18 protein-coding genes are annotated in these 13,641 nt (G+C 28.5%); 14 read left to right on the forward strand and 4 right to left on the reverse strand.

What is annotated here, in order from left to right; translation table 11 throughout:
• Positions 1-20: 20 nt before the first annotated feature.
• The gene (locus CDLVIII_RS07260) at positions 21-245 is read right to left on the reverse strand and encodes a DUF1659 domain-containing protein (protein WP_009168792.1); all 225 of its coding nucleotides are present in this window, start codon (positions 243-245) and stop codon (positions 21-23) included.
• 134 nt (positions 246-379) lie between these two features.
• On the opposite strand from CDLVIII_RS07260, the gene CDLVIII_RS07265 reads away from it, so the two are divergent.
• The 9 genes from CDLVIII_RS07265 to CDLVIII_RS07295 all read left to right on the forward strand — a co-directional run bounded on the left by CDLVIII_RS07265 (position 380) and on the right by CDLVIII_RS07295 (position 8,987).
• The gene (locus tag CDLVIII_RS07265) at positions 380-1,090 is read left to right on the forward strand and encodes a hypothetical protein (RefSeq protein ID WP_009168793.1); all 711 of its coding nucleotides are present in this window, start codon (positions 380-382) and stop codon (positions 1,088-1,090) included.
• A 66-nt stretch (positions 1,091-1,156) separates the two neighbouring features.
• Positions 1,157-1,330, forward strand: coding sequence for a hypothetical protein (locus tag CDLVIII_RS31135; RefSeq protein ID WP_009168794.1), 174 nt, complete (start codon positions 1,157-1,159; stop codon positions 1,328-1,330).
• A gap of 638 nt (positions 1,331-1,968) precedes the next feature.
• Positions 1,969-2,673 (forward strand): hypothetical protein, encoded by a 705-nt coding sequence (locus CDLVIII_RS07270; RefSeq protein WP_009168795.1) that lies wholly within the window; start codon positions 1,969-1,971, stop codon positions 2,671-2,673.
• A gap of 493 nt (positions 2,674-3,166) precedes the next feature.
• Positions 3,167-3,871, forward strand: coding sequence for a hypothetical protein (locus CDLVIII_RS07275; RefSeq protein ID WP_009168796.1), 705 nt, complete (start codon positions 3,167-3,169; stop codon positions 3,869-3,871).
• A gap of 348 nt (positions 3,872-4,219) precedes the next feature.
• On the forward strand, positions 4,220-4,870 hold the full coding sequence (locus CDLVIII_RS07280) for a hypothetical protein (RefSeq protein ID WP_009168798.1): 651 nt from the start codon (positions 4,220-4,222) through the stop codon (positions 4,868-4,870).
• A 1,211-nt stretch (positions 4,871-6,081) separates the two neighbouring features.
• Positions 6,082-6,216 carry a hypothetical protein gene (locus CDLVIII_RS32470; RefSeq protein ID WP_009168799.1) on the forward strand — a complete coding sequence of 45 codons (135 nt, stop codon included), beginning with the start codon at positions 6,082-6,084 and terminating at the stop codon, positions 6,214-6,216.
• A 97-nt stretch (positions 6,217-6,313) separates the two neighbouring features.
• Entirely contained in the window at positions 6,314-6,577 is a 264-nt protein-coding gene (locus CDLVIII_RS07285; RefSeq protein WP_009168800.1) for a hypothetical protein, read from the forward strand.
• Between the two features lie 186 nt (positions 6,578-6,763).
• Positions 6,764-7,579, forward strand: a complete 816-nt coding sequence (locus CDLVIII_RS07290) for an MBL fold metallo-hydrolase (protein WP_009168801.1) — start codon at positions 6,764-6,766, stop codon at positions 7,577-7,579.
• A gap of 343 nt (positions 7,580-7,922) precedes the next feature.
• Positions 7,923-8,987: a hypothetical protein gene (locus CDLVIII_RS07295; protein WP_009168802.1), complete on the forward strand. Its 1,065-nt coding sequence runs from the start codon at positions 7,923-7,925 to the stop codon at positions 8,985-8,987.
• Positions 8,988-9,479: 492 nt separating this feature from the next.
• Here the strand turns inward: CDLVIII_RS07295 and CDLVIII_RS07300 are convergent, their stop codons facing one another.
• On the reverse strand, positions 9,480-9,674 hold the full coding sequence (locus CDLVIII_RS07300; protein WP_172462734.1) for a hypothetical protein: 195 nt from the start codon (positions 9,672-9,674) through the stop codon (positions 9,480-9,482).
• A 38-nt stretch (positions 9,675-9,712) separates the two neighbouring features.
• The gene (locus CDLVIII_RS31140; protein ID WP_009168804.1) at positions 9,713-9,886 is read right to left on the reverse strand and encodes a hypothetical protein; all 174 of its coding nucleotides are present in this window, start codon (positions 9,884-9,886) and stop codon (positions 9,713-9,715) included.
• A gap of 162 nt (positions 9,887-10,048) precedes the next feature.
• Here CDLVIII_RS31140 and CDLVIII_RS31145 point away from each other — a divergent pair, with 162 nt between their 5' ends.
• The 3 genes from CDLVIII_RS31145 (at position 10,049) to CDLVIII_RS07310 (ending at position 11,312) form a co-directional block, all read left to right on the forward strand.
• Positions 10,049-10,213: a hypothetical protein gene (locus CDLVIII_RS31145; protein ID WP_009168805.1), complete on the forward strand. Its 165-nt coding sequence runs from the start codon at positions 10,049-10,051 to the stop codon at positions 10,211-10,213.
• A 126-nt stretch (positions 10,214-10,339) separates the two neighbouring features.
• Positions 10,340-10,726: a hypothetical protein gene (locus tag CDLVIII_RS07305; protein WP_009168806.1), complete on the forward strand. Its 387-nt coding sequence runs from the start codon at positions 10,340-10,342 to the stop codon at positions 10,724-10,726.
• A gap of 343 nt (positions 10,727-11,069) precedes the next feature.
• On the forward strand, positions 11,070-11,312 hold the full coding sequence (locus CDLVIII_RS07310) for a hypothetical protein (RefSeq protein ID WP_009168807.1): 243 nt from the start codon (positions 11,070-11,072) through the stop codon (positions 11,310-11,312).
• A gap of 74 nt (positions 11,313-11,386) precedes the next feature.
• Here CDLVIII_RS07310 and CDLVIII_RS07315 read toward each other — a convergent pair whose 3' ends face one another.
• Positions 11,387-11,959 (reverse strand): sigma-70 family RNA polymerase sigma factor, encoded by a 573-nt coding sequence (locus CDLVIII_RS07315; RefSeq protein WP_009168808.1) that lies wholly within the window; start codon positions 11,957-11,959, stop codon positions 11,387-11,389.
• A 268-nt stretch (positions 11,960-12,227) separates the two neighbouring features.
• Here CDLVIII_RS07315 and CDLVIII_RS07320 point away from each other — a divergent pair, with 268 nt between their 5' ends.
• The gene (locus tag CDLVIII_RS07320; RefSeq protein ID WP_009168809.1) at positions 12,228-12,884 is read left to right on the forward strand and encodes an N-acetylmuramoyl-L-alanine amidase; all 657 of its coding nucleotides are present in this window, start codon (positions 12,228-12,230) and stop codon (positions 12,882-12,884) included.
• 38 nt (positions 12,885-12,922) lie between these two features.
• On the forward strand, positions 12,923-13,078 hold the full coding sequence (locus CDLVIII_RS31835; RefSeq protein WP_242835855.1) for a hypothetical protein: 156 nt from the start codon (positions 12,923-12,925) through the stop codon (positions 13,076-13,078).
• Positions 13,079-13,641: the final 563 nt, after the last annotated feature.

Raw genomic sequence — 13,641 nt, forward strand, 5'->3', positions numbered from 1 at the left:
ATTTTTTTAAGAATAAGATCCTAAGCATTTGCTAAACTAGAAGATTCGTTGATAAAGTAATCTCTAGTGTTAGCTTCCATAACACCTTTAATTGCATCTGCAACAGCATATACATTATCAGGTGTAGCATCTGTTTTTATACCTGAGAAAGTTTTTTTGGTATAAATTGGGTCGCCAGCTTTATCTAGAGCTTTTTGAACCTCGATACTAAGAGAAACTGAGTCGATAGTTTTAGTTACAGCCATAGTTTTAACCTCCTTCATTTTGTTTTCATAAATGATATATGGATAAATTCTTAACATTACATAAATAGATAAAAATTATTTGTCTTTTTATGAACAAAAGAACTAAAACAGATTAAAGATATGAAAGGATGAATATGAAAAGTGAATGTTTCATCGAAGGACAAATTAGTATATTTGATTTGCCTGCTATAGAAGTTATAAAACCCAAGAAAATTATTATTAAAGAAGAAATTAAAGAAATAGATAAGTTTGATACAATCACTAGATTATATTCACAAAGTTGTATCAGAATAGTTAAGACACTGAGTGGCGCATTGTTAGTTGAATTAGACGATAAAACTTTGTATTTTAATGCAAGTGGCATAAATGAGTTTAGTCTACCTAAAGATGTGGGAATAATGCCTGGAGAAGAAATACTTATTGTGAATAGTGATAAGAAAATAAATGAAACACAAAAACAAAAGTTAGAAGCTCTTAAGCCTAAGCAATATATCAAAAGAAAAGGTGATGCTAATTTAATAATACCTGGAGAAAAAACTATAGTGATAAATCCAAAAGGATGGATATTAGAGTATAATCAAAAGCCAAGTTATCATTCAAACGAACTCATTAATACGGAATTTAATATTGAAATTAATGAGATGGATGATAAAAAGAATGAAATAGAGGTTGAAACGAATGATATAGAATTTAAGATTGACGATGAGGTTAATATTGAATATCAAGGCATAAAGACCGTTGGGAAGGTAGTTAGGGTATATAATAATGGAGAAACCGTGAATGTGAAATGGGATGGAAAACAAACAGCTTTTTATTATAAGAATGTAATTAAGGTAAATAAATGATTTCAGTTGATTAAGCTTGTATAAATTAGGCAATTATTAAGATAGAAAGAATTTATGGGGATTTTTATGGTTGATATAATAAATAATTTATACAATTTAGCACTAGGATTGTTAGCTGGATGTGTAAGTCTATTGGCAGCAACAATCATTTATGTATTAGGAGTTATAAAGTATTGTAAAAAACACATGATTCTTAGTGAAGAATTAGAGAAGGTAAAGATTAATAAAGAAAATATTTAAGAAATTTATAATGTAGCAACATAACAGGTGTTGTTACATTTATTTTTTTATATATTTCTGAATTATTTTGGAGATTAGTAGAAAAGCATTAGCAGGCTAAAAAAATAAAGATAGTGAGGTTAGTGATGTGAAGAATTATTGGATTAGTGTTTAAAGTTTAATTATATATGTTATAAATATGTTTTGTTATTAGATAAAAATATAAGAATTCAATGGAATACCTATTCGATAAAAAATGTATAAGTAGATCTCCTCAGTTTCTAATATTAAAGGTTATATACTTATTATCTTGCGTATTATTTTAATTTAAATTCGTTTTGTTTATAGAAAAGAATAAAAGTATAATTTGTTTTGTGGAGAATAATGATTATTTAATTAGCTATTTTTAAGTTATACTGGATAAATTGATATATTAAGTAATATAATGTATTGTTTAATTAATATGTGAAGTTATAGGAGTATAATCAATAGAGAAATCATCACTTGATGACTTAACAACTTCAGGAACTCATTAATATATTAGTTACTGATTCTTACTAAAAATGAGAGTCAGTAACTAAGATTGAAAAAAACTTTATATACTATAAAACATATGTTAATGAAAGGGAAAAATAACTTTAAAACAGGAGGTATTTAATATGAAAATTAACAAGTTTTTAAAAATGTTAGTTTTGAGTGCTGTCGTTGTGAGCAGTATGTCAGTTACCGCTTTAGCTGCCCCTCCGGGTTGGAACAACAATGGTGATAAAGTTGACAGTTCTGGCCATGTAACTCAAACAAGTGAAGAAGCTATTAAGCAGTCTAATGATACAAAGAATGGACATGCTGTTAATGAGTTTGGTACAGAAATAATGTCTTCTAGAAATCCAGCTACAGGTCAGTCTTTAGAGATTAATCCTAAGACTAACTTGCAAGCAACTAGATTGACAGATAATTCAGGAAAACCTAAAACAGGTATGCAGAGTGTAGATAATGGGGGTTCTTGGATGATGTATGATGAAAATGGTTTCTCTGAAGCTGATGGGTATTTGTTGAAAGATGGTAAAGTTTATAGAACAAGTAAATACCAGAATATATTAGCGTGTGACAATCAATTAAGTAATGGAAGGTATTTTTGGGCTATAACAGATTCAGCCAATTCAGCCCCATACTGTGCAACTAATCAGTGGCAAAGTTTAGGAAACAACAAATGGATCTATTTAGGATCAGATGGTTTATCTGTAGTTAATACTTGGATTAAATCAGGAAATGACTGGTACTATTTAGGAGCAGATTCTATAATGGTAAGAAACACTTATGTAGGCAACTATCAAATAGATGCTAATGGTAAGTGGGTTCAATAAAAAAGTAAGCTGAATATTAAAATATTCGGCTTATTTTTTTATGAAATGTAATACATAGTAAACCATACTGAAATATTAAAATTTGTAGTTAAGCTAGTAAATTAGCAATTTGATACAAAATAGAAAATAAAAAATAGGGATAAGAAAGAGTGAGTGTATTAAATTTTAATTCGATTTGCTTATATAAATGAACACATTATATTCTGCTTTATTGTAAAGATATTTATTATTGTAGCTATTTTGAGTTATAATGGTTAAATTGACATATTAAGTAATATAATGTATTGTTTAATTAATATGTGAAGTTATAGGAGTATAATCAATAGAGAAATCATCACGTGATGACTTAACAACTTCAGGAACTCATTAATATATTTGTTACTGATTCTTACTAAAAATGAGAGTCAGTAACTAAGATTGAAAAAAACTTTATATACTATAAAACATATGTTAATGAAAGGGAAAAATAACTTTAAAACAGGAGGTATTTAATATGAAAATTAACAAGTTCTTAAAAATGTTAGTTTTGAGTGCTGTCGTTGTTAGTAGTATGTCAGTCACTGCTTTAGCTGCCCCTCCGGGTTGGAATAATAATGGCGACAAAGTAGATAGTTCTGGTCATGTCACTCAAACAAGTGAAGAAGCTATTAAACAAGCAGGAAATATAAAGAATGGGCATGCTATTAATAACTTAGGAACTGAGATAATCTCATCGAGAGACCCATCTACTGGTAGGTCTTTAGAAATAAATCCAAAAACTTCAGTAGCTGCTACAAGATTGACTGATAACAATGGGAAACCTAGAACAGGTTTAATAACATGTGATAACGGAGCTTCTTGGGAAATATTTGATGAAAATGGTTTCGCAGAGGTTGATGGGTATTTATTAAAGGATGGAAGAATCTACAGAACAAGTAAGTATGGTAATATCTTAGGAGCAGATAACCAAATAAGCAATGGAAGGTATTTTGTCACAGTAGAAGATTATAAAAATACAGCCCCTTATTGTGTAACTAATAAATGGGAAAGTATGGGGAATGACAAATGGATATATTTAGGTTCTGACGGTTTATCTGTAGTTAACACTTGGATTAAGTCAGGAAATGATTGGTACTATCTAGGATCAGATTCTATGATGGTAACAAACACTTATATAGGTAACTATCAAATAGGTGCTGATGGTAAATGGATTCAATAAAAAAGTAAGCTGAGTATTAAAATATTCGGCTCATTTTTTATGAAATGTAATATATAGTAAACCATACTGAAATAATAAAATTTGCAGTTAATTTAGTAAATTAGCAGTTTAACACGAGATGGAAAATAAAAAATAGATATGAGAAAGAGAATGTATTTGTTACTTGGATATTGAGGGTAGAATATATTATACAAAGTTATAGGAGTACAATTAATTTAAAAGTATTAATAGAGGTTCAGGATAAGTATGAATACTATAAAGCTTTTCAATATAATGAAAACAGTAGAGAATTTAAAAAAGAGAGCAAGGATTAGACTAATAGAAAAGAGAAAAGTAGGGGGGATTTAAATGAATCAAGAAAAAATAGTTAAAATTTTAATTGACAATATTATTAATAAAATGAGTAAAGAAGAATCTATAGAAAAAATTATTAATGATTTAAAAAAACTAGAAGGCTTAATGATTCACGAAAATAAATATAAAAAGTTGGAATTTTATTTAAGTAAAATTTTAGATTTAGATATCAAAAAAGATGATATACCGTTTAGAATTATGCTTCATAATCATACAAATCAAGCAAATGCATATGAAACAGAAACAAAAATTTTTTTGAATAGGTCAAGTAATAGTAGAAATGAAGAGTTCATGAAATTGTTGCTAGTTATAATAATGACAATAAACAATGGTGAAATAATATTTGAAAAACCTGGAGATAAAACTATAATTCAAAAGTCTTTAAAGTCTGCATTTAAAAATTCAAAAAAAATTATATTTGAAGAATGTAATAATTTTTTTGATGGAGAAATCGATAGAAATATATTAACTGATGCAGATTTTTATTACAGAGTCAACAATCCAATTTGTGAGGAATTATCAGTTAAAGAGTACAAATATATTACATATCAACAAAAAAATATTTTTAGCAACAAAAATGAATACTATATTAACAGGCAACAAGGCAGCACAATTGATATGAAAATATTAATAGAAGTTTTATAGTCAAAAAATATAAAGATAAAATAGACAAGCTTTTAATTAATAACAATGAAATCTTTATATAGATTAAGTGATGATGGAGCGAACATAATTATTATAGTATAAAGAATAAATTATGTGTAGAAAATATCTCCCATCAATAAATGATAAGTTGACAATATTGTGAGTATATTAGGCATGCACACTTCGCTAGAATAAGTCGTTGTCCCGAGAATGTCCAAGCTAAAATATTTATGGCCATGAATTTTTATGGTCTTTTTGTGGTTATAAAGATTTTGAGAAATGAAGGTTTATTCCTTAATTTCAGCTGGGACACTTCGGGAAACGTTATTTAGCAAAATGTACATGCCTTCTTTGTGGTAATGGGTTTTTCTGGTGCAGATTATAGAGAAGGTGTTATTATAGTTTTTGGTGTATTGTAATACTGGAGATAATGCTGCATGCCCAGATAAGAGTTTTTGTTGAAATGTGAGAATGGGGAGAGAAAGTTAATGTTTTTATTTTCAAAGAGGATACTTTAAATGTATTTCTAAATTCCAACTCCAGAAAGAGTCAATACGTAATAGCCACGGAGCTCTGCCCCTTGCTATTACATTGACACTTTCTTAAGAGAATGTTTTAAGTGTAGTGATTGTATTAAAGGCTGCGCCTTAAATCCAATGAACAATTGAAAGTTTACTAAATAGAGAATTAGTATAAATATTATAGAGAGAACCTGTTTGGTGTATTAAATGATTTATGGAGAAGTGATGCATACGCATAGGGAAAAGGGCGCCTTGGACTTGCCCTCACCAAGATAGAGATAAGGTTTGATTGGTGAGGGCAGGTCCACAATGTACATGCTTACCTGCTAGTCCTTTTTAGTAAAGGCGTTCTTTCCGCTTAAGAAATCCAATCACTAAAAATAATAGAAATAAATATTTAAGAAGAAATTATTTTTAGTGATACGATTTCTTGCGCTTCAATAACACTCATTACTAATAAGGACAGGCAGAAAAGCAAGCACATTGACGGCGCCCTGTGGAATAAAAGTTTTTTTAATAGTAGTTATAATGAGAGTAGAGTAGATTAGACAGAGTAAATTAAAATAAGAAATTGTTCTTTGAAAACTAAATAATATGTTATTTACAAAATGTGTTATAATATGTTCTGATAGTAGTTTTTGATAAAACAAGACAGATTTTTGTTTATAGTAGATAAAGGGAGTATTTTAAATGGGATGTATTAATATTAAGCGAATTTGGTCAGATGAAACCATGATTGAACTTGAATTTTCAGCCAATAATGCAAATATTTATTCACAATTAAATTTCTTTGTAACTGAAAATGAATTATTAGAAATTTATTAACTGAGGATCGTGCAAGTGTTCAAGGAATAGCTTTTAGAAACTAGTGTAATAATATTATAATTTTCAAGTCGCTGGTAGTGAAAATAAGAGGTGAAATATGATGGAGTATATAAAAGCACATAAATATTCATCTAATCACAGAAATCAATTGTTAAGAGATAAAAAATGTGGTTGCTTTTATTGTTTAAAAATTTTTAGTCCAAAAGAAATTGTAGATTGGGTTGAGGATATTGGTGGTACAGGTATTTGTCCGTATTGTGGTACAGATTCTATAATTAGCGAAAGTTCAGGATATCAAATAACAAAAGAATTCCTAATAGAGATGAAAAACTATTGGTTTAATAAAAACAATAATGAATAATATATTTAATATAGTACATTATCTTAAAGAAAGTCTGATATTTACATAATAGTTATAATTTAAAAAAGATAAATTTTGATTTATAAGGAAGGTGAATCATGAAAATATTTTTACGTATGCACCCAAAGAATCGTTTATCCTCTGTACAACCAAAAAATTAATTTTGTACAGAGGAGTGTATATTAAATGAATAGATTAAATAAGCCAGTTATTACGAAAGAAACAATCAAAGCAATGGAGGACATGTCATTTTTTACCCATGCTATGATTTTTGACGATTTACTAATTGTTGCACAAAAAGAAACAAATTGCTTTGTATTAAAGACAAGTGATGGGCTAATAGTAATAGATGCTATTTGGCCAGCAAAGGAAGCTTTTGATGCAATAGTAGCTGCGATTAAAGATGTAGGTTGGAATCCTTATACTATAAAAAAGCTGGTTTTAACTCATGGACATGTTGATCATACAGGCTGTGGAAAATGGTTTGTTGAGAAATACCATGCTTACACATATCTTTCTAAAATAGATGATATTTTTTGGGAGGAACATCCTACTAAGCCTGATAGACCAGAAACGTGGAAAGATTATAAAATTGATGTTTATGTTCAAGATGGTGATACCATAATATTGGGTGATAAAACAATATATGTTTATGGTACTCCTGGTCATACTCCAGGAGGATTAAGCTATATATTCCCTGTAAAAGATGATGGTGAAATCCACATGGCAGCATTATGGGGGGCTACAACTCCACCATGGACAAAAGATGAAGTACAACAATATCTTAAGTCCTTAGATTATTTTATTAGTGAAGCAATTAGTAAAAAAGTAGATGTGGCTTTAAGTAATCATACAGCTATAGATAATGGTTTGGAGCGTATTATGTATTCAAAAGTAAGAATGGATTATATGCCTAATATTTATATTATTGGACAAGATGGATTTCAAAAATATTGTCAGGTGTTTAGGACATTGAGTTATGATCTGTTGGAAAGATTATAAGTATAACACCAGGTCAAGAAAGTTCAATTTTGCCATATTGCTGTCACAAATCTCTTGCAATATATAAACACAAAGTAGTTAAACATTATTTATCCCCTATTAAATAAATATTAACCAGTATTCAGAATGGTCTATTCACAATAATAGATCATTCTTTTTTTATTATAATAAAGTTAAATCAATGTATAATTTTTATATATGTAAGTAAAGCAATATGATAACTACAAAGTTGCAATTGAAAATATTAAGTTATACAATAAAAAAATAAATATTGAAGAAAAAATTAGAGTAATTGTACAGTTATAGCATGTTTTATTATTGGAAGAGTTGGGGGAAGATTAGATTGAAAGGTATTTGTACATTAGAACAATTACAAGATGAAGCTAGAGCGGATTTGGGATACAGAAATGCAAATAAGGTTCCATTTCTTAAGACTAATGTTTATAAGGTAAGAAAGAGGATGGAAAAGAATAAGTCAGGAGGTTCAAAAGTAAAAGAATATGTATGGAATCACAATTTGAGGAAAAAAAATTTATCTTCATTAATCAGAGAGATCTATGATTGTGAAGAGCATTGCTTTTTGTATAAAATCTTTGGAATAGAGCAAACCAAGTTAAAACTTGAAATTTCATTTGCTGGAGTAAAGTTGCCTAAAGAAGCATACAGTGCTTCTTTTAGTGATTATCTTGAAGTTGAAAATTTGAAATTGCTTTCTTCAGTTGAAGATTTTGAAATAGTAATACAACCCGATTCTATTGATGAGCCTGTAAATATTGCGAGAGAATGTAATATGATAGGCGATATTATTACAATAGATCATTTTGCACCTGGAATCTTTTTTAAATGTGACTTTGATTATGTACCCAATATAGATGGTTGGACTATTATTGAGTTTTCAGAACGAACATTAGAGTGCAATGCATATGGATTACCAATAGACAATGATTATCCCATGTGGGTAGAATATTTGCTTACAAGTTATGTTATGTACAACATTGGAAATGAAAGATTGGCTTTTTTTTCTGCTTTTGCGGCACTAGACCAATATATAGAAATGCTATATGCAAATCTAGAAACTGCGTATTATAACTTACTGCCAAGAATAGGAAATGCTGAAGTATTTGATAAATACTGTGATAAAATTGAAAGATATCAAAATATGAATAGGCGAATTATAGATGAGAAATTTAAAGATGTAATACACGAATGTGTTGTAGATTTTGAGAAATATGGTTATTTGTATAATAAGCTATATGACTATGAGAAAATGCGGAACAAAGTTGCTCATTGCGAAGAAGGGTATTCAGATGGTAATTATTTAGATTTAGTGTTTGTTATTATTGAGATTATTTATTTGACAGGGACAGGAACAGAATTAGTAGATAATATTTTTGAGATATATGAGTAAGAGCACCTTCGGGTGTTTTTTTAATATCTATGGATTTTGTGTCTTTAAAACCAATTATATCAATAGTTAAGAGGCTGTTGGCTTATAAAAATATGATTAGGAATGAGCATGCGCAGCCACTTTGTTCTCTATAGAGCTAGATAATTTATGGTATATGGAAGTGCCAAAAAGGAAATTTTAAACAAGCTCCATTAATAAAAATAATTTCAATAAATGGATATAGCGTTGAATAAAGAAAAGTTGGATTTTAAGATTATAGTAATGGAACTTATCTAAAATAATGTTTTTTGGGAGAGCAATTATACCAATAGAAAATAAATATTGTAAAGGGGAAATTCGCTGCGCTCACCCCTGTACAATATTTATTTTCTATGGAGCTTAAGTATTTGCTAAAAAAACAACATAAGCTTGTCCTATAATTTTAGCAGTTAATTCTGTAGTTTGTGGAATATTAAAAGAAATAAAATAATCCTGGAGAGGACCTCTCCAGGATTATTTTATTTCAATTTCAAGCTGCATTGGTCTTGTATCAAGATAATGTTCATATTCTATTTTATAGTATATGATTAACTTTCTTCTGCCCTCATATGGTAGTGTATTTACAAGTGAATCAAATTGAGCTTTTGATACAAAGCCTTTTTCTTTTATAAGCCATGTTGCAAATGTCATTAGATTTAATCCTTTCATATAGAAACTTTTAGAAGGGGATAGAGATGCGTATTTCTCTAATCCCATTCAGTCTGTAGGTAATTTATAAAGTATTGATATTTTTCGTGATAATATAAATCAGTTCTTTTAGATTCTTCTTTTGATAAAATAGAAAGCCATTCTTTATAGTGTCCGTAGGAATTAAAAGCTTCTTTAGTAGTAAGCCATTTTGTAAATGTGAAGTTTCTCATATTTTTTCAAAGCCTCTCTTAACCTTATATTATAATTATTGCCAATTACGCGAACAAATATTCGTATGCGTTTGTACTTATTTGTATATATTTTTTAACTATTTAAGTATAAGAAATTTGATTGTTGGCTAGAATATTTTACAGATAAGGAGTGGAATAATAATGGAAAATAGAAATAGAATAAAAAAAGAAAAACCACCAACAAAGCAACTTCATGTGGAATGTGAAATCAAGTTATATGAAGACTTTGAGGCGTATTGTCATAGGAATGGAAAAGATGTTAGTAAAGCGATAAGAGGGTATATGAAACTATGTATTGGAGAATAAATTATAAATAATGAAAGTACCTGAAAAGGTGCTTTTTTTGTACATAAATAATGTCTAAAATTTATGTAAGTGGGCATAATAAAAATATGGTAGGAGAGGAACTAAAAAGAAAAGGTGGCCATAAAAGTGGAAAAGAGAAAATATGAATCAAAAACATTAATAGCAGAGTACAGATATTTAAGCGAAAATAAAGAATTCAGATTTTCTGAAACAGCGTATAGACTAAAGAATGGATCAATAATTATTGAGTATAATGGTGAGCCATTAAGTCTTTATGGATTGAAATTAAGTTATAACAAGAATATAGCAAGAAAAGGAATATTCAGTGTTACAAGTGATGATTATGAATTTTGGAAGTCATTTAGAGGCAAAATTGAGGGTAACAGTTTTGTAGATTATGAAGCTGAAAGAAATGAAGATATAGAAAAAGCCAGGGAAGAATATTATAAACAAGTAAATGCAGAACATGAAAATATATTAGAAAGTTTATCATGCGAGGAGCTGTCATACTAAATACATAAGGGGAGAAATCCCCTATATATAAAGAGATAATAAGGACAAGCACTTAGCACTAGGAACCTATGATTAAAGAAAATAATATAAGCTATATTCTTAAAGGTTCAACCGATAAATTAAAAACAGCATGTCCAATCAAGCGGTATAATATCAATTTTTTAGAATTTAAGAATATTAGAACCTAGGAATATAAGAATTTGCTTGTAAAATGCGGGATAAGAGATTAGGCATACAAATTTAATCATGATTTTAATGTTATGTTACAGTATAAAACATATATCAATAATAGCAGCCGCTAAATTCTAAAGCTGTAAATAAATTATTGGAGTGTGTTGTAAAAATGATTAGAAATGAAATTAAACTTAATTCAGAAGAAGTAGAGTGCTTTGATAAAAAGCAGATTGCTTTAGCAATTAGAAATTCTACTTTTAATGATGAACTTCAATGTTCTTTAATTACGGAAGGGATACTTAATAAATGTGAAGGATGTTCTCTAAAATATATTTGTGATGGAATAGATCAAGTTGTTGATAATTATGTGGAGAAAACTACAGAGGTTGTGAATAATTTTAATTTTGAGTAGGTAAATGAAATATTGTATTATAAATAAAGATAACAGCTCCAATGATTAAGCTTAGAGCTGTTAGACTTTTAAGCTTAATAATAGAATGAAATATTATTAAGTATTTTCATTAAAATGTTTTTCTTTTTTTGAATAGCAGTAGAGTAACACATATTTTTAAAATAAGCATATTCTTTTACAGTGTAATTTTTGTAAAATACAAAATCTATAAGTTCAAGTTCCTCTTCGTTTAAATTCTTAAGGGCTAATTGTAAATCTTCATAATCACACATTTCACATAATGAAGTTTCAGTTGAGAGTTCAAGTTCGGGAAAATTATTTTCCACATCATCATGTAGGCTTAATGCATTACTACCTTCAGTAGATCTTCTAGTTTTAGTTCTTTTTATTAAATCACTCATATTATTTTTAATAGCATTAGTAGCATAGGCAACAAATCTATGTTTTTCTGAATTGTACATAGAAACTGATTTGAAGAGTGAATGGTAGCATTCCTGTATAATATCATTAGCATTATATCCATCAATGAAAGTCCTTTTAGAAATATTATAAATAAAAGGTTTAAACTCATAAGCTAATTTTTCTTTTGCTTCTTCATCATTGTTATTACATCTGGTAACTAAAGTTTCGACATAATCAAAATCCATATAAACCTCCATCTTCAATATAAGAGTTATGAATTAAAGTAATTATTTTACATATATTGTGTTTTGTATTAAATTTACCTCTATATATAGTATATATGGCTAGATTACATATAACTTATATATGATTATAAAAATAATTAGATTTATGTTGTTACTTATGTTTTTGATATTGAAGTTCTTGGTTGCAGCATAGCTGCTTTTTTCATAAGTGTATAACTTATATGAAAAGTAAAAGAAATTAGAAATTATGGAGAGGATGGTGTAAAAAATGAGTGATTTTATAATAGCTGTCGGTCATACTGCTAGTGGGAATGTTGGATGTGGAGTTGTTGATAGGCTTGATGAGAGCAATTGTACCAGAGTTATAGGGGCTTTAGTTGTAGAGTATTTGCAGCAGAGAGGACATGAGGTTAATTTACTTAGAATTGATAAGAGTAATAGTTATAACTGTGAAGATTGTTATGAAAGAGCAAATCAAGCTAATGAAATAGCAAAGACACAAGATATAAAACTTTATGTTGAGATTCATATTAATGCAGGGGGAGGTAGTGGCCCTGAAGTATTAGTATTTGGAAAATCAGAAGTAGCTAATCAATATGCTGCTAAAGTATGCAATGAATTATCAAGTACTCTGAATTTACCTAATAGAGGAGTAAAAATAAGAAACTTAATTGTTCTTAATAAAACTATTATGCCTGCAATTTTGGTTGAATGTTTGTTTGCTGATAGTGATGATGCAAACAACTATGATCCAGATATTATTGCAAGAGCTATTGTTTGTGGCTTAGTTGAAGATGAGGTTTCTGGTAATGAAGAATGGAAGAACGGAAGAACGGATGGAATAATAATGATATTGGTTGGTGGTTTTGCACAAGTGTTGATAATAAATGTTATTATACAGCAAAAGATGGATGGCAGGAGATAGATGGAGAGTGGTATATTTTTGATGATAGGGGATATGCTTTGCAGAATTACTGGTACCAGGATAAAAACAATAATGTCTGGTATTACTTAAATGAAAATTGCAAGATGGTTATGGGCAGTAAAGAAAAGCCGCTTTGGAAGTGTATTAATGGGAAATGTTATGCTTTTGATGAACATGGAAGATGGATAAAATGATATATTGATTTTAGAAAGAGATAAACAGCTTGATTTTTAGATTTAGTATATCTTGTTTAAGATAATCATTAAAATGCTCTAATAATAAATGTTTAAAATATCATCTATAGAAAATTCATAATTATTAAAGAATGCTCATGTCGATAATTCTCTGGATCTAGGAGTTCGTGGATTTGAATTTTACTGTATTTTATAGCCTCTTCGGAGGCTTTATTTTATGCGGTTTTAGGATTTGCTGATTTTATTTCATCATGTAATATTTTAAAAAAATTTAACTGTGTTGTGTTATTTATTTGACTAGCAAATTAAGAAGTAATTTGATTTACTAGTTAAGCACCAATTATATATACTGTAAAACTAATATGTCTGTATCATAAAATAGAGTATGGAGGCTATTGGATTTTCGTGGATTTATTTTTGTGTATAAAATAATATTTCTTATTTAGAAATACGGTACAAAAATGGAGCGTTTTAAAGTGCATATTGGTTTTATATAATATTATTATATAAAAAATGCTGTTCCATTATCTAAAACAATCTCAGAAAAAATAGACGCAATTAGA

It is taken from the genome of Clostridium sp. DL-VIII, from assembly GCF_000230835.1.
Lineage (GTDB): Bacteria > Bacillota > Clostridia > Clostridiales > Clostridiaceae > Clostridium.

Bases quoted from the DNA above. Each gene is read 5' to 3' on its own strand.
- CDLVIII_RS07260 (WP_009168792.1), bottom strand. From the start codon at position 245: ATGGCTGTAACTAAAACTATCGACTCAGTTTCTCTTAGTATCGAGGTT.
- CDLVIII_RS07265 (WP_009168793.1), top strand. From the start codon at position 380: ATGAAAAGTGAATGTTTCATCGAAGGACAAATTAGTATATTTGATTTG.
- CDLVIII_RS31135 (WP_009168794.1), top strand. From the start codon at position 1,157: ATGGTTGATATAATAAATAATTTATACAATTTAGCACTAGGATTGTTA.
- CDLVIII_RS07270 (WP_009168795.1), top strand. From the start codon at position 1,969: ATGAAAATTAACAAGTTTTTAAAAATGTTAGTTTTGAGTGCTGTCGTT.
- CDLVIII_RS07275 (WP_009168796.1), top strand. From the start codon at position 3,167: ATGAAAATTAACAAGTTCTTAAAAATGTTAGTTTTGAGTGCTGTCGTT.
- CDLVIII_RS07280 (WP_009168798.1), top strand. From the start codon at position 4,220: ATGAATCAAGAAAAAATAGTTAAAATTTTAATTGACAATATTATTAAT.
- CDLVIII_RS32470 (WP_009168799.1), top strand. From the start codon at position 6,082: ATGGGATGTATTAATATTAAGCGAATTTGGTCAGATGAAACCATGATT.
- CDLVIII_RS07285 (WP_009168800.1), top strand. From the start codon at position 6,314: ATGATGGAGTATATAAAAGCACATAAATATTCATCTAATCACAGAAAT.
- CDLVIII_RS07290 (WP_009168801.1), top strand. From the start codon at position 6,764: ATGAATAGATTAAATAAGCCAGTTATTACGAAAGAAACAATCAAAGCA.
- CDLVIII_RS07300 (WP_172462734.1), bottom strand. From the start codon at position 9,674: ATGAAAGGATTAAATCTAATGACATTTGCAACATGGCTTATAAAAGAA.
- CDLVIII_RS31140 (WP_009168804.1), bottom strand. From the start codon at position 9,886: ATGAGAAACTTCACATTTACAAAATGGCTTACTACTAAAGAAGCTTTT.
- CDLVIII_RS31145 (WP_009168805.1), top strand. From the start codon at position 10,049: ATGGAAAATAGAAATAGAATAAAAAAAGAAAAACCACCAACAAAGCAA.
- CDLVIII_RS07310 (WP_009168807.1), top strand. From the start codon at position 11,070: ATGATTAGAAATGAAATTAAACTTAATTCAGAAGAAGTAGAGTGCTTT.
- CDLVIII_RS07315 (WP_009168808.1), bottom strand. From the start codon at position 11,959: ATGGATTTTGATTATGTCGAAACTTTAGTTACCAGATGTAATAACAAT.
- CDLVIII_RS07320 (WP_009168809.1), top strand. From the start codon at position 12,228: ATGAGTGATTTTATAATAGCTGTCGGTCATACTGCTAGTGGGAATGTT.